This window comes from Actinoplanes sp. TBRC 11911, from assembly GCF_012933445.1.
In the GTDB taxonomy this organism is placed as follows: Bacteria; Actinomycetota; Actinomycetes; order Mycobacteriales; family Micromonosporaceae; genus Actinoplanes.
Genome location: NZ_JABBNC010000010.1, coordinates 186,806 through 205,637, shown reverse-complemented (window position 1 = coordinate 205,637; position 18,832 = coordinate 186,806). Strand labels below are relative to the sequence as shown.

The following is an 18,832-nucleotide window of genomic DNA, read 5'->3' as shown; positions in this document are numbered from 1 at the left end:
CCTTACCCCAGAAAGCCCGCGCCGTACGCCACGGCGAAGCTGACCGCCGCGGCAACGGCACCCGCGAGCAGCGCCCACAGCCCGCAGCCCAGGCTGAACCGTCCGTCGCCGATCAGCTCCGCCTGGGTGTCGGCCGGCTCCCGGCTCACGATCAGATAGCGGCCCGTGCGGGGCATCGTCAGCCCCGGCACGCCGCCGTCCAGCATGGCCGGCTTCCCGATCACGTGCAGGGGTTGACCGGCTTTGACGTACTCCTCGAGAACGCCCACCTCGTCGACCCGCCGGCGGGCGCCCGGCCCGACCAGGCCGCGGTCGATCGCGGCCCGCAGGTACGGCCCCGGCTCGTCCCGCTTCGCGGTCAGCTCGTCGACGGCGCGGTGGATCAGCTGCTCGCCCGGGTGACCCTCCGGGATGCGTGTGCGTCGCCAGAGCGGTGGATATTCGTGGAAGAGGAACGCTTCGAGGAAGTTGCCGGAGACCGCTGCCGTGCCGGTCGGGTCCGCAACGCCGAACGGCTCCCCGGACGTCTGCTCGAACAGCACGCGCAACTCGCCCCGGTCCTCGCCGACGCTGCGTCGCGTGTAAACCATGGTGCGGCACCACACCGCCGGCGTCCCGGCGAGCAGGGTGCGAACCGTCCCGGCCGGCCCCGGTACCGTCCGCCCGAACACGGCGTAGCGCGGCGGAAGCGCGACACCCAGTCGTACGGCCGCGGCGGGCGAGACAGGGTGCCGCCGGACCCACCGAGCGTCGCGCCGGTTCTTCACGGACAGCCAGACAAGAACGGGGGCCAGCATCACCAGCCCCACCCCGAAGCACGCGGTGATCGCAACGACGAACGTCACTCCGCCAGCCTAGGACCTCAAGCCGGGGGTATCAGGTCGAAGTTGTCACGGAAAACGTTGCCGGGATCGTATCGGAGTTTGAGTTCCCGCAGCCTGGCCAGCGTTTTCGGCGGCCACGCCTGGGCGATCCGTTCCGGTCTCAGGTCCGAGTCGAACGACAGGTAGAGGCCGCGGAAATGGGCCTCCATCGGCTCCCAGGCCGCGCCGAGTTCGCGGTGCGAATTCCCGAAGGCTCCTACCTGGAAGTTGGCCGACCGGTGCGGATAGGCCGTGGCGCCGGGATCGACATCGGCTACCGCCCCGCCCGCGGCCCGGAACTGGAAGAAGTAGGTCGCCCCGCTCCGCGCGAACTGGTGCGCCACGGTCGAGAACTCCGGCGTCAGGTGCTCGATCAAGCCGGAACGAGAGATCGGCTCACCCGTCGCGACCTTCTCCGGGCGGTCGCCGGTATTGTCCATGACCTGCGCGTACGGCAGGTGCCGCACCGTCTGCTGCAGCAGCGGCCCCGCCCGCAGCAGCGGAGCGAACCGTTCGGCGACCACGTCGGGCTCGGCCGAGTTGACCACGCCCATGATGGTGGCGGCCAGTCGCCCGTCCGGCCCCGGCACGATGATCAGGTTGGTGGTGACATCCCGCGGGGCCGCCTCCATGGCGGCGCCCCACCGCGCGATGACGCCGGCGGTGTCGGTCGCATCCAGAACGAAACGGCCGAAGCCGACGTCACCGACGTCGTCAACCTCGAAATCAAAAGACGTGACGATGCCGAAGTTCGCGCCGGCGCCGCGGATCGCCCACCACAGATCGGGATCCGCGTCGGCACCGGCCCGCACGACGCTGCCGTCGGCGAGCACCACGCTCGCACCGCGTACATGGTCGATGGTGAGGCCGTGCTCACGGGCCAGGTATCCCAGCCCGCCCGCCGTGGCCAGGCCGCCGACACCCACACCACCGTAATCTCCCGAACTCAACGCCCACCCGTACGGCGCCAGCGCCGCGGCCACATCCTTCCAGCGCGCGCCGGCCTGCACCCGTACCAGCCGATCCCGCTCGGAGAGCACCTCGATCCGGTTCATGCGCGACAGATCGATGACCACACCGCCGTCGTTGGTCGAGCGTCCGCTGATTCCGTGGCCGCCGCTGCGTAACCCGACCGCCACGCCCCGCCGCCGCGCGACGGCCAAGGCCGCCCGCACCTGAGCGACATCGACCGGCTGCAACACCAGGGCGGGTGAACCCGCCCGCATCGCGGTCGACCGCACCCGCTCATACCCGGCATCACCCGGCCCGATCACCGCCAGACCGTCCGGCATCCCCATCCGGTCAGACCGAAACATGCCTTTAGCTCCCCACAACACCAGCAAACATTGGTCGGCCGAACAGCGGGCTTATTCCACTGGATGCCTCTTTCCAGGATTAATGCGCGCGGCCGCGAACAACCCATCAGGAATGGCGACGAGACTGAGCAATCTCCATCACGCTGTATTCACACACCCGGGGAGCCTCTCTAACAATCGCGAAGGGCGGAGCGCCGCGCTTCGACCATAGGAGCGCACGTTCAGGGTTGCCATGGCCGTGGCGTCGCACGGCGTTGCCTAAAAATCGCACCGGGGAGGATCAGCGCGAACGCTCGACGAACTGGCTGCCGCCGTCACTCCGCATGCCGTTTTCGTCGGAAGGCGGCACGAGCTCGCAGCCCACGAAGCGGAAGTATCGTCGCAGCAAGGCGACCGCGGCGACGCCTCGGCCCGGGCGTCCGCACGTGTCTCCAGATCGACGCGCCTCGTCCATCCATCCCATTATGTGGAACTGTTCAGCTGGTTCTCGCGCCGCTCCGCTCACCCTCCGATGCGTTGGCCTTGCGTGGCTGACCTGAGGGCCGTCGCTGTGGGGAGCTGGGACGTTCCGGCCGTGGCGGGTGCCCACACCTGGTGAGGGAGGCCGCGGTGTGGGGAGCCACGGCCTTCCCGGCGTCGCGATTCCCCACACGTGGGTGGGGGGTGGCCACGTTGTGGGGAGCCACAGCCTTCCCGGCGTTGCGACTTCCCACACGTGGGTGGGGTGGCCGTGGTGTGGGGAGCCACAGCCTCCCCGGCGTCGCTACTGCCCACACCCGGGTGGGGCGCTCACTGTGGGGAGCTGGGACCTGCCCGGGCCGGGCGGCGTCGCCTCGCACGGGGACTCCCGGCCGACGGAACCAGCTGAACAGTTCCATTATGTGGCGATCCCGACCACATTCTGGATTTGGTCGAGACCTTGGAGACTTGCGCCCACATGCGAGCCCAAAGTCTCCAAGGTCTACAAAACGTCAGAGAAGCCGGCCGACCAAAGGGGCGTGAAAGTGGAGGAAAGCATGCTCCATTGTGGATACGATTCTCACGTTGTGGACTCGCTGCCACCATGTGGTCGCCAGTCCCGTACAACGGACGCGGATCCCACATGGTGGCGTTGCAGGGGCGGCGCCGGGCGCCCACCGACGCGACCCGCTCGGCGACGCGCAGCAATGCCCGCCCCGCGCTGCCCGGTCGCCGGGGCAACGAAACGACCCGGGCTGCCATCGGCAGAGCCGACCCGCCCAGACGACGCGAGCAGCACAGTCGACACGACCAGATGGCGTGGCATCAAGTCGATCGACGCCGAAACCTCTGACGCGAAAGGTCTCTATATACGGGCGTGAAGTTCGAGTCTGCGGTCTGGCTGGTGAGGTCACCGGTGGGAGCAGCGGTGAGGCCGACGCCTTGATGACGATCTGGACTTGCGATGATTTCGGGATGGAGGACCAGCAGGCCCGGGTGCTGAGGCGCGACGGTAACGCCGCAGTCGTCCAACTGACGGGCCGCGCGTTTCCGGGAATCCACCTCCAGGGTGACACCTTCGCCGCGATCCAGAAGCAATTGGCCGAAGCTGCCGTCAAGCTGCGCCGCATCGCTGACGACCACGAGGCGCTGGACGACCTCGACTACGCAGTCGAGGAAATGGCGCAGCTACTTCGCTTCTACGAGGCGGTCCTCACCGAAGGCGGGATGCAGCGCCCGTACTGACCCTGGATCCCAGGCCATTAGCGTCCGCCCGTCGCTACGACTGAGGATGCGTTTCGGGTCAGAAGTCCAGGTGCTCGTATTTGACGCTGTCCAGCCAACCGGTCAGCTCCGCGAGCTGGTCGCGGGTGACGCCGTAGGCGATCCATTCGTCCTGCCGGTCAAGGCCCAGAAACCCTTTTGCCGCGAAGGCACGGCGCAAGTAGTCGGTGAAGGTCAGGCCATGCGCTTCGTCGCGGACGAGTGGATCCGCGCCGGCGTGGGGTAGCCAGACGGAGTACGGGGCGCCACCGCTGATGTTGGCCTTATGCAGGTAGTCGGCGGCGATCGTGATTTCCAGCGGTCCGGCGATCTGGGGATGCAGTTCCGCTGATTCCTCCTGCCACTCCTCAACCGAGAACCACGCAGCGCTCAGGTCGATGATCTCCAGCGGGTCGGCGATCGTGAGTTGTTCGGGTACGCCGGGCGGAAACGGGGCATTCCAGGTACCGCGCGGGACGAGGTCGATCGTTCCGACGATGCGCCAGTAGGCGGCCAGGGCCGGCGGCACCGCCGATCCCGTGATCTTCTCCAGCTGTCGCAGCCGGTCCTCAACATCGGCGGCGGGGCCGGGTAGCGCCTACGCGTCGCCGACCGGCCAGCCGCGGTCAATGAGCGCAGCGGTGAGGCTGGCGGCGTTTCGCCGGACACGGGTCCATGGTCAGAACGGCTACCTGCTCGGCCTCCGCGCACATCCGGTGGTCAAGATGGGTGACCGCCCCGAGGTCGCGCCATACCCCTCGATGGTCCCCGTCCCGATAGCGTGCCACGAGATCCCCGGGCCGCATGTGCCCGCCGGCCGGCGCTGTTGTCCGGCCCGCCCGTACGGCTCTGGCAGCGTCCAGAACTGGACCGGTAACGACGGGATCGGCATACCTGAGCACTTTGACCCTCGCGCGAAGCGCGCGCCCGACCGACGGCGGATTCGGACGTCGGCGTCAGGATCTGCCGCGACCTTCGTGCTGCCGTTGATCAGTCAATCGAGCGATTATAGGGAAATGGAACCGGCGACCCGACTTGACGTCGATGGAGAAGTGTTCGAGGTAGCAACGCGGCCTGGACATCCTGGTCAGTACGACTACACCTGGATCTCGGGACGAGACCCCGGATACGGGTTCACCTCGGCGCGCTCGGATGGTGAACCGTCCACGACGGCCGAGCACGTAGAGGCCGTCCGAGGGTTCCTCGCGCAGGTCGACCCGGAGACCGGCCACATGGATTAGCACCGCACGGGCACGGCGATCCCCCGCGCAATTGCGGACCGGAGGGATTTGAGCCCCTGGTGGGGCCATCCACTCCGCCAACCCAGCCCGCGCTGCCAAGATGGCCCAAGCTCTGCGGCACACGGGCTACCCAGTCCGCATCGCGTCGCGCTCCGCAGACGTCGGCTACCTCGACGAGCCCACCACGAGGTGACCGGCAACAGCACGTGGTGCAACAGACCGCGTCGGCAACCCGCGCAAATCGGGGCTCAGACAGGTGCAGGCGACGGGTGGCGGAGTATCGCCGCTCGGCACGCTGACGCGCACGATCGGCGGCATGAGAGTCGCCTTCCGTGAGCTGGTAAAGACGATCTGATGAATAGCCGGAATTGGTGTGCCGGCAATGTGTCTTGTGTGGACGGTTATGGTTTTCTGGGGTTGGCACGATCGTTTTGATGCGAGGCCGTCTGCGGGGCGGGAAAATGTATTCATGCGGTACCAGCAGCTTTCCTTGTTCACCCGGCCGGTGACGGCTGCTATGCGTGACCGCACTAAGGCACGACGATATTCGCCGGACAAGGACGCGTTTCGTCGTGAACAGGCACGGCGGCGGTCTTGGGGGTTGGCGCGCCGGCACGCGCGTAAGCTGTGCCGGGCGCATGGCTGTTCCGACGAATGCGCGATCATCGGCCTGCATGACCTGGCCGAGGCGGTCCCGCCGTTGATCTGGCCCGCCGAGGCAACCCTGACCCAACGCCCGGCACCAGCGGCAGCCAACCAGCCGGATGGAGCAAGCCGTGCCGTACCGGCAGGCTCCCCGGCCCCGGAAGCCACGCCGCATCGTGCCCGGCCTGCCGGCCCGGATGGACGAGCGGCGCCGGCGGGTCACGCCGATAACGTAGTCCGCCGCGACACCGGCCGGCACCGGGAGCTCACCGGTCACACCGGGCCGGTGGACCGCGCCGCACCCCGTAATCCGGCCGCACCCCGTAATCCGGCCGCACCCCGTAATCCCGCCGCACCCCGCGATCCGGCCGCCCCACCCAACCCGGCCATGCTCCACGACCCAGCCGCGCCGCGCGAGACTCGAATCGCATCGGCGCACCGTGGCGACCCGCACAGCGGGCCGCCCCCCGCCGCCCGCAGGCTCGCACCAGCACATCGCGGCCACCAGCACCGGAGGCGACCCACAGCAAGGCCGCCGGCGGGCACGGCAATCAGGCCACCAGCTTGGCGACGACTCACACCCGCCCACCACATCGTGTCCGTATCCCGCTGTCACGCCACCGGCACACGACAACGGCCCGGAAAAACCCGCCACCAACCCGCCTGCCCGGATCAGCGCCTAAAGCCGCGGAATATCGGACCAAAGGACCGCGGACCGCCGCGCGCCAACGTTTCCGATCGACGACGGCGAACACCCTTCAGCGGAACGGCTGTGCGGTCCACCCCGGCAGTTCAGGGCTTCGCTAGAGCTAGACGCGCCTGTCGCCATGTGTTGCACGCACGGCTAGCCGAGCGATTCGCCGCACTGATCTCGGCAAATCCGCGCGTGGCCTGGTGCAACGTCCGACACGTGACGGTACCGCCCAGCTCCACGCGGTTCTGCACCACGGAGGACAACGCCGGCCACCCGCCAAGTCCTCCGAGGACGCCACGACCAGTATCGCGGTAATCCACATCTGAACCGGCAACAGGAGGCCGGGGCCGATGCCGGTCTCCGGCTTTCCACACGTGGGGATTAGCGTCGCGGCCGTAACTGCCAGACCGAGGCCGCACCCTCGCGGTACACCAACCGCAGCCGTGGCGACGTCGCCGCCGCGGCCTCCAAGGCCCGGTACGCCGCCGGGGTCATGATGCCGAAATACTCCAGGTAGCCCTGCTGGCTCGGCGTGAAGACCAGATACGGCGTCCCACCGAGGTCGTCCAGGACGCGTACCGCCTCCGTGATGGACGGGCGGCGCAGGAAGTCCGGGGAGGACAGCAGGTTCGGGCTGGAGTCGCTGCGGATCGGGAAGGCGACGTAGTTCGCGGTCATCCGGCTCGGGAAATTCGGGGCGACGAAACACATCCACTGGCCGGGTGTGGCGTGGGCGTACAGCCAGGCCACCGGCTCGACGTCCGAAGCCCGTACCAGATTGACCTTCTCCTGGCCGTAATAGGACAGCAGGAACGGCGCGGTGCAGAGACAGGCGAGCAGGGCGGCCACGACGGCGCGCGGCCGCGGGTCGGGCACGCGGTACTGGAACAGCGTGACGACCAGCCAGGCGACGAGAAAGGCCAGGTACGGCAGCGCGAACAGGTAGATCCGCAGTTGCCCCTCGCCGCCGTAGTTCTGCATGGCCAGCATGGTAATCGGGGCGACCGCGATCAGGACCGGCGCCATGTCGATGCGGCCGCGGCGCACCCGCAGCAGGCCGGAGGCGACGCCGAGGCCGAACATGCCGAAATACAAGGCGTAGACCGCGTACGAGCGTAGCCGCATCCCGGGCAGCGCGGCGGACGGGTCGATGCCGGAGCCGGACACCGAGGTGTGCAGGGGGTTGAAGTCGAACAGGGTGAAGCCGTTGTGGTCCAGGTACGGGTAGCCGTAGGCGACCCAAGCCAGCTCGGTGAGCACCATGAACGCGAGCAGGTGCCAGCGGACGCGGCCGCGGGCCAGCCCGATGCCGACGGTGGTGAGCAGGGCGAACACCGGGGACAACTGGTGGCTGGTGATCACGGCCAGCCAGAGGATCGCGGCGGTGGTCGTCCGGGCCGCGGTGCCGATGCTGAGTTCGGAGAACACGCCGTAGATGCCGGTGACGTCGTCGTCGCGGCGCCCGGCGATCAAGCGCCGCAGCCGTCCCACGCCCGCGGCGCCGGCCATCGGGGTGGTGCGCAGCAGCAGCCCGGTGAGGACCAGGGTGGCCGTGAAGGCGTACGCCTGGGGTGCGAAGTAATCCTGGCCGACCCAGTTCGTGATGACGAACAGGAGGGTGGTGAGCCAGACGATCCGCAGGTCCTTGGTCAGGCCGCGGGCCACGAACGACACGGCGGCCGCGAAGGCGATGTTGAAGAACGGCGGTGACCAGGTCGCCAGGTCGGTCAGGCTGATGCCGGTGGCCTGGGAGATCCATCCGGCGGCGGTGAAGAAGCCGGGCCAGCCGAAGTAGATGTCGGCGGCCCGGGGCGCGGCGTGCTCGGTGAGGATGACGTTGATGACGCCGATGTGTTTGAACGTCCAGGTGTAGCGGGGGAAGCCGTACAGCAGTGCCGGGGTGGCGTGCACGACCATGATGATCGCGGCGACGGTGGCGCCCAGCAGCGTGGTCCGGGTGGCGTTGATCAGCGCGACGGCCGCGCCGGTGACCACCAGCAGGGCGAGCGCCAGATACCAGGTGACCGGCAGGGCCGGCAGCAGCCCGTAGCCGTCGATGCGGGTCAGGTCGGCGTGCCCCAGCGCGTGGATCCACAGCAGCAGGGCGGCCGCGAGCAGGCCCCACGCGGTCAGCACGAACGGCGTGAACGGGCCCTGGTCGCGGGTACGGTTGCGCCGCAGCGTGAACTGGTCGATCACCACCAGGCGGGTGGTCGGCTCATCCAGCGAGATCACGCACGCTCCCGCAACATCACGACGGCGCCGGCGAGCACCGCACAGCTCGCCGCCGCCAGCACCGCGGTCGCCTGCTCCGGTGCCCACAGATGCGCCACCAGTGCCCCCTGCGAGACCAGGATCAGCAGCGACAGACTGGTGGTGATGGTCGCCGCCGGCGAGCGCACCAGCCGCCAGGCCCGCATCGCGGCGAACAGCGCGACCCCGGGCACCCAGCAGCAGAAGACCAGCACGATCGGGGCACGCAGCAGATGCGGCGCGGGGGTGAGGCTGGCCGCGGCCGCGCCGGCGCCGCAGGCGAGCGCGGCGGCGCAGGTGTAGCGGGTCGCACGGGCGCTGGTCATCGGCGGTCGTCCTTACTGGCGGGGCTACGAGGGGCGATCAGGCGGGTCTTGCGGGCCGCGTACCAGAGGTGTTGCTTGCCGCGGCGCAGCCGGCGCTGCGCGGGTCGCGGCCGCCGGGTCAGCAGCGCGAGCAGGTCGTCACCGCGCATGTCCTGGGTGACGGCGAGCCGGGGCAGGGCGAGCTGTCCGTCGGTGGCGGTGGCCGGCAGCCCGACCACCGCGCACGCGGTGTGAAAACCCGCGTCGCGGGCCGCGTGCCGGGTCTTGCCGGTCTGATATCCGTACGGGTAGGCCAGGGTGGTGATCGCCCGGCCGAGCTGGTCCTCGAGGATGAGCCGGCTGCGGCGCAGGTCCTCGTAGATGCCGTCCGGGCGGCCCAGGTCCAGCGGCGCGTGCTCGTGCCCGTGCGAGCCGATTTCCACCCCGGCGCCGCCCGCGTCGGCCAGATCGGACCAGCCCAGCAACGGGCGGGCCGCCTCGTTGCCGGGCAGCCACCCGGCCCGCCGGCCGACGTGCGCGGTCGGCACGAACAGGGTGGCCTTGGCCCGGGCGGCCGCCAGCGCCGGCATCGCGTGGGTGGCGAAGTCGGCGTAGGCGTCGTCGAAGGTCAGGGCCACCAGCCGGCGGCGCTGGTCGTGGTCGGGCCGGCGCAGCTGGGCGGCCGCCTCGCTCAGGGTGATCGTCTGCCAGCCGCCGTCACGCAGCGCCGCCAGATGCTCGGCGAGCCGGTCGGCGGTGACGGTGAAGTCCCGGAAGCCGTCGGTCATCCGGCCGGCCACGCTGTGGTACATCAGAAGAGGGAGAGCGGAAGCCACCGGCACCTCAGATCAGCCTCGCCAACCGCCGGGCCCGGGCGCGGGCCCGCACGTACCGGTAGGGGCCGGCCAGCATGCCCCGGCGTTTCGCGGCCAGCAGCGACGGCGGGAAACCTTGCCCGGCGTGCCCGGCACCCTGCCCGCCGGTGGTGAACATGTCCCGCACCGCGGCCGGCGCGAGCCGGGCCAGCGGGACCAGCCGTCGCGGGTCGCGCAGCACGAGACTGGTGTAGTAGGCGGTGAGCCCGATCCCGTAGCCCCGCATGGCGTCGACCAGGCCCTGCCAGGTGGCGCGGTGGTAGTGCCAGACCAGCGCCGACGGCTGGTAGACGACGGTGCCGCCGCGCAGCAGCAGACGGGTCAGCATCTCGGTGTCCTCGGCGCCCTGCGCGTCGGTGCCGGCCCCCAGCGCCACGTCGAAGCTGCCGTCCCGGGTGAACACGGTGCGCCGGAACGCCATGTTGCCGCCCGCACCGAACGGTGGCAGCGGATACATCGGATGCTGCTCGCGGGCGGTGGCGGGGGAGAAGACCGCGGCGGTGAACCCGCGGCCCTTGCTGTGCCCGCCGTACTGCTCGAACAGGTCCTGTGCCGGGGTCTCCAGCTCGGCCGGTACGATCACGCCGCTGACCGCGTCCGCCTCCGGATGGGTGGTGAACGCGCGGGCGATCTCGGCGAGCCAGTGCGGGTCGGGCACCTCGTCGTCGTCGATGAACGCGACGATCTCGCCGCGGGCCTGGGTGATGCCGGCGTTACGCGCCCAGGACAGGCCGGGCCGCGGCTGCACGACGTAGTCGACGCTGCGGTCGTTGACCTGCTGCGCCCATTGCCGGGTCCGGTCGTTGGACGGCGCGTTGTCCACAATGATCACCTGTACGCGTGGGTACCGTTGCGCCAGCACGGCGGTGACGCATCGGGCCAGCGTCTCGGGCCGGTCCCGGGTCGAGATCACCACGCTGATCGGCGGGGCCGCCCGCAGCGCCGCCAGCCGTTCGCGCCGGTGCGGCGGCAGCGAGGTCGGGAGAAATCCGGTCGTGGGCAGCCGGCCGGTCAGCCGGACGCCGCCCGCCGCGGCGCGTTCCCGCACGACCGCACCGAGCTCGGTGTCGATCGCCGCCGCCACGCTCTCGGCCGGGCAACCGTCGCGCCCGACCGGCACGGTCACGGTGCCGACCGGCTCGTCGTAGACGCGCACCAGCAGCCAGGCCCGATCGCGCCGGATGCCGTCCGGGCCGGTGGCCGGGATCGCCGGGACGGCGTCGGACAGCTCGACGTCCAGCACCGCCGACGGGATGTAGCCGCCCGGGTTGCCGGCCCGGGTCTCGGCGGGCCGTGCGGACTGACGCCCGGCGGCACCGGGCGTCACGGTCACTTCGACACCGCCTGACGCCGGGGCTCGGTCTCCACGGTCACGGCCACCTGCTTCGCTCCATCGGCGCGGGGCTTGCGAGGCCATTCCCGTACGATCGTGCGCAGCACCCGAAGGCCGTCGCGGACAGTGTTCAGGTTCGTGGTGCCGTGGATGCGCGAGTGCTCGAAGCTGGGGACCTCCACCACCTTCAGCCCGGCGCGCGCGGCCCGCAGGTTCAGCAGCGTCTCGATCTCGAAGCCGTCGCCCCACAACTTGCTGCCGTCCACCGGCCGCGGCGCGGAGGTGTCCAGATCGAACACCGGCAGGCAGTCCGCCCAGAACGCGTTGTAGCCGTAGCACAGGTCGCTGTAGCGGGTCCGGAACATCATGTTGACCAGGGCGTTCAGGCCGAGGTTGCCGAACCGCCGGATCCGCGTGATGTCGGCGCTGCCACCGCGGGGAGCGAAGCGGGATCCCTTCGCGAAATCCGCGCCGTCGCGCAACGCCGTCAGGAAACGGGGGATCTCGGCCGGGTCGGTGGACCCGTCCGCGTCGATCATGACGATGATGTCGCCGGTCGCGGCGGCGAACCCGCAGGCCAGCGCGTTGCCCTTGCCGCGCCGGGTCTGATGCACGACCCGGATGCCGGGACGCAGCCGGCGCGCCACCGCGACCGTGTCGTCGACCGAGCCGCCGTCGACCAGGATCACCTCGTCGACCGGCGGCAGTCCGGACAGGACGTGCGGCAGGTTCAGGGCCTCGTTCAGCGCGGGGACGATGACACTGACCCGCGGCGTACCCCCTGCTCGAACGTCCACATGCGCCGGTCCGGCGGCGGTCGAGGAGTGCCGGAGGCGCCGGCGCCGGGGGATTTGCTGCATGTGCTGCTCCAATCGCGGAATTACCGGGAGGCGAAGATCGACAGAAAGGGATCGATCGAGGAGTCATAGTTAACCGAAGCCGCACTTTGAGCGGAAGAGGCAAAATGGCTCATGCCTCTTTCACAGCCTTTCGGGGTCATACCATCGGACACGGCCGGGAAGATGGGCTACGGCAACGCGCGTACGAGCCGTCCGGTTACGGCGAAAGTTCTGTGAGCTGCGTCGTCGTCCTATCGGGGTCGGCGGGTCGTCCCTTCCGGGTCGCGTACCCTTGACGCCGCCGCAGACAACGATAATCTCGAATCCACTGAGGACCGCGGTTGTTACCCGAGAATTCCTCGGTTCATTCTTCTTATCGCAGAATGCAGAGGAAACCGTTGTGCGTTTTGCGGACCACCTGATATCCACCGAGGCCGCTCCGGTTCCCCGCTGGCGCCGGATTCCGCACCGCGACGTGGTCGTCAACTCCGGCAGCCTGTTCGGGTCCACGGTCGTGACCTCGGTGCTCGGGTTCGCGTACTGGTCGCTGACCGCGCGATCGGCCCCGGCGGCCGCCGTCGGTACGGCGTCCACGCTGGTCTCGGCGCTGAGTCTGCTGGGCACGGTCGGCATGTTCGGCATCGGCACCATGCTGATCGCGGAACTGGGCCGGCAGCCCGGCCGGGCCCGCGACCTGCTGCCGGTGAGCCTGCTCGTGGTGGGTCTGATGTCCGGGGGACTGGCCGCGGTGTTCGCGGCGGGCAGTCACCTGTTCGGCGCGTCGGTCACCGCCGCGCTGGGGTCGCCGGCCGATCTCGCGCTGTTCGTCGGCGGCGTGGTCCTCAGCGCGGTGACCCTGGTGTTCGACGAGGCGTCACTCGGCCTGCAGGTCGCCCCGGTCCAGTTGTGGCGCAACGTCGTGTTCGCGGCCACCAAGATCGCCCTGATCCCGATCATCGTGCTGGCCGGCGGACCCGCCTGGAGCATCCTCGCGACCTGGGTGCTCGCACTGGTCGTCTCGGCGGCCGCGGTGATCCCGCTGCTGCGCCGGCACCGGCTGCTGCCGACCCGGCGGCCGAGCCTGTCGGCGCTGCGCGGACTCGGCTGGTCGGCGGCGCATCACAACACGCTCAACCTGTCGCTGTCGGTGCCGCGTATGGCCGTACCGGTGCTGGTCGGTCTTTTTCAGCCGGGCACGAGGACGGCCGCCTTCTACGCCGCCTGGATGATCGCCAGCTTCCTCTACTCCATCCCGACGCACCTGTCGACCTCGCTGTTCGCGATCGCGGCCGGTGACGTGGGGGCGCTGCGCGGCAAGGTCCGGATGACGCTGACGCTCTCGTTCTGGATCGGCCTCGCCGCGGTCCCCACCATGATCGCGCTCGCCACCCCGCTCATGATGATCTTCGGGCCCGAGTACGCGACCGCGGGCGCCCGCTGCCTGATGGTGCTCGTGCTGCTCTACCCGGCGCAGGTGATCAAGCAGCACTACGCCGCGATCCTGCGGGCCAACGGGCGGATCCGCCGCGCCGGGGTGGTGTGTAGCGTCGCCGCGGTCGCCGAGCTGCTCGCCATCGTCATCGTGGCGGCCCACTCCGACATCACGACGATCGCCACCGCGCAGGGCATCGTCCTGTCGGCCGGCGCCCTGTACATGCTCCCGGCGATCGTGCGCGCTCTGATCTCGGGCGAACCCGTGGACCGGGCGAGCCGGCACCGCCGCGTGGCGGGCTAGCCCGGAGCCCGTCAGGTCAGCGCGCGGCACATCCGCAGGCTGCGGATGTGGTCGTCGACCCGGGACAGCGTCGCCCGGACCGTGTCCATCGGCTGGAAGCCGTGCGCCCGGTAGAAGCTGATGCCCGCGCTGTCGCCGAGGAAGACCGACACCCACAACTCGGTGCCGCCGGCCGCCCGGACCTGGTCGCTGACCCGGTCCAGCAACAGCGTCTCCAGGCCGTGCCCGCGGTGCGCCGACTCCAGATAGACCAGCGACAGCTCGCCGGCCGTAGGACCGGTCATCCCGCCGCCCGCGGCACCCACGACCCGGCCGTCCTCCTCGACGACCTGGTAGCCGAACCACTCCGGCGGCGCCGGCGCCACGTCGTCGGCCACCCGCGGCGGGTCGTAGAACTCGCTGACGCTGCGCTCGATGTATCCCGCGGGCAGCACGTCGCGGTACATCTCGCGGTAGGCGGTGGAGCAGATCATGGCGATGCTGGCCGCGTCGGCCCCGGTGGCGGGACGGACGACGGCGGTCAACGAAGATCCGGGCACCCGGCAAGACTAATCTGACCGCCTCCCGGGCGGTCAGGCTAGGGATGCCACGGATGCGCGACAGCCGATCCGGATGTGAGAGTCGCAGCGTGCGGACTCTCGAACGGAACGACACGTTTGCCGGGCGCGTCCGGCTGGCCGGCCGCGACGACGACCGCCTTCGCGTGCGCACGCTGCTCGACGACCCGATGCCCGGCGGGGGAGCGCTGGTCCTCCTCGGCGAGCCGGGCGTGGGCAAGTCCGCGCTGCTCACCGACGTCGCCGCCACCTTCGCGGCGGAGGGCGCCCGGACCCTTCTCGCGGCCGGCGTCCCGTTCGAGCCGGACGTCTCGTACGCGGCCCTGCACCAGTTGCTGTTCGACGCGCACGACGCGTTCGATCGCCTCGACGAGGCGCACCGGGCGGCCCTGCGGACGGCGCTCGGCCTTGCCGGCGGACCGGTGCCGAGCCGCATCCTGGTCTCGAACGCGGTGCTGCTGCTGGTGCGCGCCATCGCCGCGGACCGCCCGCTGCTCCTGCTCGTCGACGACCTGCACTGGGTCGACCCGGCCAGCGCGAAGGTCCTCTGTTTCGTCAGCCGCCGGCTGGGCGGCAGCGGGGTCCGCTTCCTCGGCGCGGCCCGGCCGGGCGGCACCCGATGCTCCGACGTCGGCGCACTGCCGCAGTACCGCCTCGCGCCGCTGCCGGAGCGGGCGGCGTACGAGCTGCTCGCCGAGCGGTTCCCCGCACTGGCGCCGGGCGTGCGGCGCCGGGTGGTCACGGAGGCCGCCGGCAACCCCCTCGCCCTGCTGGAGCTGCCGGACACGATCAGCGAGGCGCAGCCGCCGCCCGTCCTGCCGCTGACCGACCGGCTGGCCGCCCGCTACGCCGGCCGGATCCGCGACCTGCCGGGCCCCTGCCGGTGGACACTGCTGCTGGGCGCGCTCGGCGGCCGCGACGCCGTCCGGGCGGCGAGCTGGGACCACCTCGAGACGCTGGCGCCCGCCGAACGTGATCACCTGGTCTCGGTCGCCCCGGACGGCCGTGAGTTCACCTTCCGCAACTCGCTGATCCGGGCGGCGGTGGTCGCCGTCGCCACCGCCGAGGACCGGCGACGCGCGCACCACGCGCTGGCCGCCGCGCTCAGCGCACCTCCGGAACGCCGGGCCGGGCACCTCGGCGAGGCCACCGCCGGGCCCGACGAGAACGTCGCCGGGCTGCTCGAACGCGCGGCCGAGCGGCGGCACGCCCGCGGCGACCCCCAAGGCGCCGCCGCCGACCTGGCCCGGGCCGCGGAGCTGAGCCCGGAGCCGATCCGACGCGCGCGCCGCCTCGCACTGGCCGCCTACCTCGGCACCGACGCGGCCGGTGAGATCGACATCGCGGAGCGGTTCGCCGAGCTGGCCCGCCGCCAGGTCGTCGCCGACTCGGGCGGGGCCGCCCGGGCAGACCTCGCGCGCCGGGCGACCCGGCCGCGCAACACCCCGGCGCGGTTCAACCCGCTGACCCCGAAGGAGCGCGAGATCGCCGAGCTGGCCGCGTGCGGGATGAGCAACAAGGAGATCGGCGAGCGTCTCTTCCTGTCGCACCGGACGATCGGTTCGCATCTCTACCAGATCTTCCCCAAACTGGGCCTGACCAGCCGCGCCGGGCTGCGCGACGCGTTGACGGAACTGTCCCGGCGGTAGAAGAGTGGCCCCTAGGTCAAAGGTCGGCATCCGGGAGGGGCGATGCGACCTGCCCCGGGGGACACGCCGCTCGGCCGCGCGACCGAGTGCCGGCGTCTCGATCACCTGCTCGATGCCGTACGCGCCGGGCAGAGCCGCACGCTGGTGCTGCTCGGCGAGGCCGGGGTGGGCAAGTCCGCCCTGCTCGAATACCTGATCGGCAACGCCGCCGGCTGCCGGGTCGTGCCGGTGACCAGCGTCCAGTCGGAGATGGAGCTGACCTACGCGGCGCTGCATCAGCTCTGCCAGCCGTTCCTGCCGCTCACCGACGGCCTGCCGCACCCGCAGCGGGCAGCGCTGATGACGGCGTTCGGCATCCGCGGCGGCCCGCCGCCGGACCGCTTCCTGGTCGGGCTCGCCGTGCTCGGGCTGCTCGCCGCGGCCGCCGACCAGCAACCGCTGCTGTGCGTGGTGGACGACGCCCAGTGGCTCGACCGCGCCTCGGCCCAGGTGCTCACCTTCGTGGCCCGCCGGCTTCTCGTCGAGCCCATCGGTTTCGTCTTCGGCGTGCGCTGCCCGGCGGACGTGACCTCGGACTTCGCCGGCCTGCCGCACCTCGAGGTCACCGGCCTGCCGGACGACGCCGCCCGCGAACTGCTCCGCGCGTCGTCGCCCGGCCTGCTCGACGAGCAGATCCGCGACCGGATCATCGCCGAGGCCGGCGGCAACCCCCTCGCGCTGCTGGAACTGCCCCGCGAGACCGGCCAGGCGAACGGCGGTCCGCAGACCGTGCCGGCACGCCTCGAGGAGATCTTCCGGATGCGGCTGCACCTGCTGCCGCCGCAGGTCCGGCAACTCCTGGTGATCGCCGCGGCCGAGCCGGCCGGCGATCCGCTGCTGCTGTCGCGCGCCGCCCTGCGCCTGGGTAACACGGCCGGCCCCGGGGCGGGCGCGGCCGCCGGCGACCTGGTGCGGTTCGGCGCCCGGACCAGGTTCCGCCATCCCCTCGTACGCTCCGCCGTCTACCAGGCCGCCGCACCCGAGGAACTCCGGACGGTGCACCGGGCGCTGGCCGACGTGACCGATGCCGCGGCCGACCCGGATCGGCGTGCCTGGCACCTCGCGCACGCCACCGACGGCCCCGACGAGCGGGTCGCCGACGAACTCGAACGGTCCGCGGGCCGCGCGCGGACCCGCGGCGGAATGGCCGCGGCCGCCGCCTTCCTGCAACGCGCCGCCGCCCTGACCCCCGATCCGGCCCGGCGGGTCCGGCGCCTGCTCACCGCGGCCGCGGCCCGCAACGACGCCGGGGACCCGGACACCGCGCACGCGCTGCTGGCCGCCGCCGCGTCCGGCCCGATGGACGACCGGCAACGCGCCCGCGCGACGCTGCTCGGCGCCGAGATCGCCTTCACCATGAGCCGGGGTGACCGCGCGGCCGGCATGCTGATCGAGGCCGCCGGGCGGCTCGAGCCCTGGGATACCGAGCTGGCCCGGGAGACCTTCCTGCAGGCGATCTCCGCGGCCATGTTCGCCGGGCGGCTGGCCGAGGGACCCCGGCTGGCCGAGGCCGCCGCGGCGGCCCGCGCGGCGGCGCCCGCACCGGGACGGCCGCGGGCCGCGGACGTCCTGCTCGACGCGCTCGCCCTGCACTACACCGGCGACGGCGCCGCGGGCGAGGTGATGCGCGAGGCGGTCCGGGTGTTCGCCGAGGACGACGTCTCCGTCGAGGACGAGCTCCGGTGGCTGTGGCTGGCGTTCATCGTCGCGCTCGGCATGTGGGACGACCGCTCCGGCGTGCTGCTCGCGGAGCGTTATGTGCGGGTGGCCCGCGAATCCGGGGCGCTCGCCGTGCTGCCGCTCGCGCTGAGCACGCGGGCCACGATGCACGTGCTGGCCGGCGAGGTGACCGACGCCGAGCACCGCAGCGAGGAGGTCGCCACGATCATCGCGGCCACCGGCCTGCAGGTCACGAACTATGGCGGGCTCATGGTCGCGGCCTGGCGCGGCGATCCGGCGGTGTTCGATCGGCTGGCCCGGGACACCACCGACGAGGTGACGGCGCGGCGCGAGGGCGTGGGCCTGTCGGTCGGGGACTGGTGCCGGGCCGTTCTCGGCAACGGGCTGGGCCGCTACCAGGAGGCGCGGGAGGCCGCCGTCCGGGTGTGCGCCGACCCGCCCGCGCCCGGCGTCACCGGCCAATGGGCGCCCGCCGAACTGGTCGAGGCCGCGGTCCGGACGAATCACCGCAAACTCGCGTTCCAGGCGTACGACCGGCTGGCCGCCACCACCGAGGGTGCCGGCACCGACTGGGCTCGCGGCGTCGAGGCGCGCTCGCGGGCCCTGCTGTGCGACGGCGACGAGGCGGAATCGTTGTACCGCACCGCGATCGATCACCTCGGCCGGACGTCGCTGCGGTTCGAGCTGGCCCGCGCGCATCTCCTGTACGGCGAGGCGCTGCGCCGCGGACGCCGCCGTATCGACGCGCGTGACCAGCTGCGGACGGCCCATGAGTTGTTCACCGGCATGGGCGTCGAGGCGTTCGCGGCGCGGGCCGGCCGCGAGTTGCGGGCCACCGGCGCGGCCGCACCCCGGCGGGCCCCGGCGGTCGGCACCGACCTGACCGCCCGCGAGTCGCAGATCGCCCGGCTGGCCGGCGAGGGCCTGTCCAACGCCGAGATCGGCATCCGGTTGTTCATGAGCGCCCGCACGGTCGAGTACCACTTGCACAAGATCTTCACAAAGACCGGCATCACGTCGCGCCGGGGTCTCACCTGAGCCGGCCGGCCGCGACGGGCCGGGCCCGGGCGCGGCGGCGAGGCCATG

General features: G+C 71.4%; 14 protein-coding genes. 4 read left to right on the top strand and 10 right to left on the bottom strand.

Features of this window, described 5'->3' with window-relative positions; all coding sequences use genetic code 11:
- Window positions 1–2: 2 nt before the first annotated feature.
- The 3 genes from HH310_RS16985 to HH310_RS16975 form a co-directional block, all read right to left on the bottom strand.
- On the bottom strand, window positions 3–845 hold the full coding sequence (locus HH310_RS16985) for a hypothetical protein (RefSeq protein WP_169176521.1): 843 nt from the start codon (window positions 843–845) through the stop codon (window positions 3–5).
- Between the two features lie 17 nt (window positions 846–862).
- Window positions 863–2,179, bottom strand: a complete 1,317-nt coding sequence (locus HH310_RS16980) for an FAD-binding oxidoreductase (protein ID WP_169176520.1) — start codon at window positions 2,177–2,179, stop codon at window positions 863–865.
- Window positions 2,180–2,459: 280 nt separating this feature from the next.
- Window positions 2,460–2,633 carry a hypothetical protein gene (locus HH310_RS16975; RefSeq protein ID WP_169176519.1) on the bottom strand — a complete coding sequence of 58 codons (174 nt, stop codon included), beginning with the start codon at window positions 2,631–2,633 and terminating at the stop codon, window positions 2,460–2,462.
- 980 nt (window positions 2,634–3,613) lie between these two features.
- On the opposite strand from HH310_RS16975, the gene HH310_RS16970 reads away from it, so the two are divergent.
- Window positions 3,614–3,883, top strand: a complete 270-nt coding sequence (locus HH310_RS16970) for a DUF6959 family protein (protein WP_169176518.1) — start codon at window positions 3,614–3,616, stop codon at window positions 3,881–3,883.
- Window positions 3,884–3,941: 58 nt separating this feature from the next.
- Here HH310_RS16970 and HH310_RS16965 read toward each other — a convergent pair whose 3' ends face one another.
- The 6 genes from HH310_RS16965 to HH310_RS16940 form a co-directional block, all read right to left on the bottom strand.
- Entirely contained in the window at window positions 3,942–4,430 is a 489-nt protein-coding gene (locus HH310_RS16965; RefSeq protein WP_169176517.1) for a hypothetical protein, read from the bottom strand.
- Between the two features lie 2,432 nt (window positions 4,431–6,862).
- Window positions 6,863–8,716 (bottom strand): hypothetical protein, encoded by a 1,854-nt coding sequence (locus tag HH310_RS16960; RefSeq protein ID WP_169176516.1) that lies wholly within the window; start codon window positions 8,714–8,716, stop codon window positions 6,863–6,865.
- A complete protein-coding gene (locus HH310_RS16955; RefSeq protein WP_169176515.1) occupies window positions 8,713–9,060 on the bottom strand; it encodes a hypothetical protein in 348 nt (115 codons plus the stop codon). The genes HH310_RS16960 and HH310_RS16955 overlap by 4 nt, the downstream gene beginning before the upstream one ends.
- Window positions 9,057–9,851: a polysaccharide deacetylase family protein gene (locus HH310_RS16950; protein ID WP_169176514.1), complete on the bottom strand. Its 795-nt coding sequence runs from the start codon at window positions 9,849–9,851 to the stop codon at window positions 9,057–9,059. The genes HH310_RS16955 and HH310_RS16950 overlap by 4 nt, the downstream gene beginning before the upstream one ends.
- 31 nt (window positions 9,852–9,882) lie before the next feature.
- Window positions 9,883–11,247: a glycosyltransferase family 2 protein gene (locus HH310_RS16945; protein ID WP_169176513.1), complete on the bottom strand. Its 1,365-nt coding sequence runs from the start codon at window positions 11,245–11,247 to the stop codon at window positions 9,883–9,885.
- Window positions 11,244–12,107: a glycosyltransferase family 2 protein gene (locus HH310_RS16940; RefSeq protein WP_169176512.1), complete on the bottom strand. Its 864-nt coding sequence runs from the start codon at window positions 12,105–12,107 to the stop codon at window positions 11,244–11,246. The genes HH310_RS16945 and HH310_RS16940 overlap by 4 nt, the downstream gene beginning before the upstream one ends.
- A 379-nt stretch (window positions 12,108–12,486) precedes the next feature.
- On the opposite strand from HH310_RS16940, the gene HH310_RS16935 reads away from it, so the two are divergent.
- A complete protein-coding gene (locus HH310_RS16935) occupies window positions 12,487–13,821 on the top strand; it encodes a lipopolysaccharide biosynthesis protein (RefSeq protein ID WP_169176511.1) in 1,335 nt (444 codons plus the stop codon).
- Window positions 13,822–13,832: 11 nt separating this feature from the next.
- Here the strand turns inward: HH310_RS16935 and HH310_RS16930 are convergent, their stop codons facing one another.
- Window positions 13,833–14,360 carry a GNAT family N-acetyltransferase gene (locus HH310_RS16930; RefSeq protein ID WP_169176510.1) on the bottom strand — a complete coding sequence of 176 codons (528 nt, stop codon included), beginning with the start codon at window positions 14,358–14,360 and terminating at the stop codon, window positions 13,833–13,835.
- Window positions 14,361–14,449: 89 nt separating this feature from the next.
- On the opposite strand from HH310_RS16930, the gene HH310_RS16925 reads away from it, so the two are divergent.
- Both HH310_RS16925 and HH310_RS16920 read left to right on the top strand, forming a co-directional pair.
- On the top strand, window positions 14,450–16,027 hold the full coding sequence (locus HH310_RS16925; protein WP_169176509.1) for a LuxR family transcriptional regulator: 1,578 nt from the start codon (window positions 14,450–14,452) through the stop codon (window positions 16,025–16,027).
- A 42-nt stretch (window positions 16,028–16,069) separates the two neighbouring features.
- The gene (locus HH310_RS16920; protein WP_169176508.1) at window positions 16,070–18,784 is read left to right on the top strand and encodes a LuxR family transcriptional regulator; all 2,715 of its coding nucleotides are present in this window, start codon (window positions 16,070–16,072) and stop codon (window positions 18,782–18,784) included.
- The last annotated feature ends 48 nt before the right edge of the window (window positions 18,785–18,832 follow it).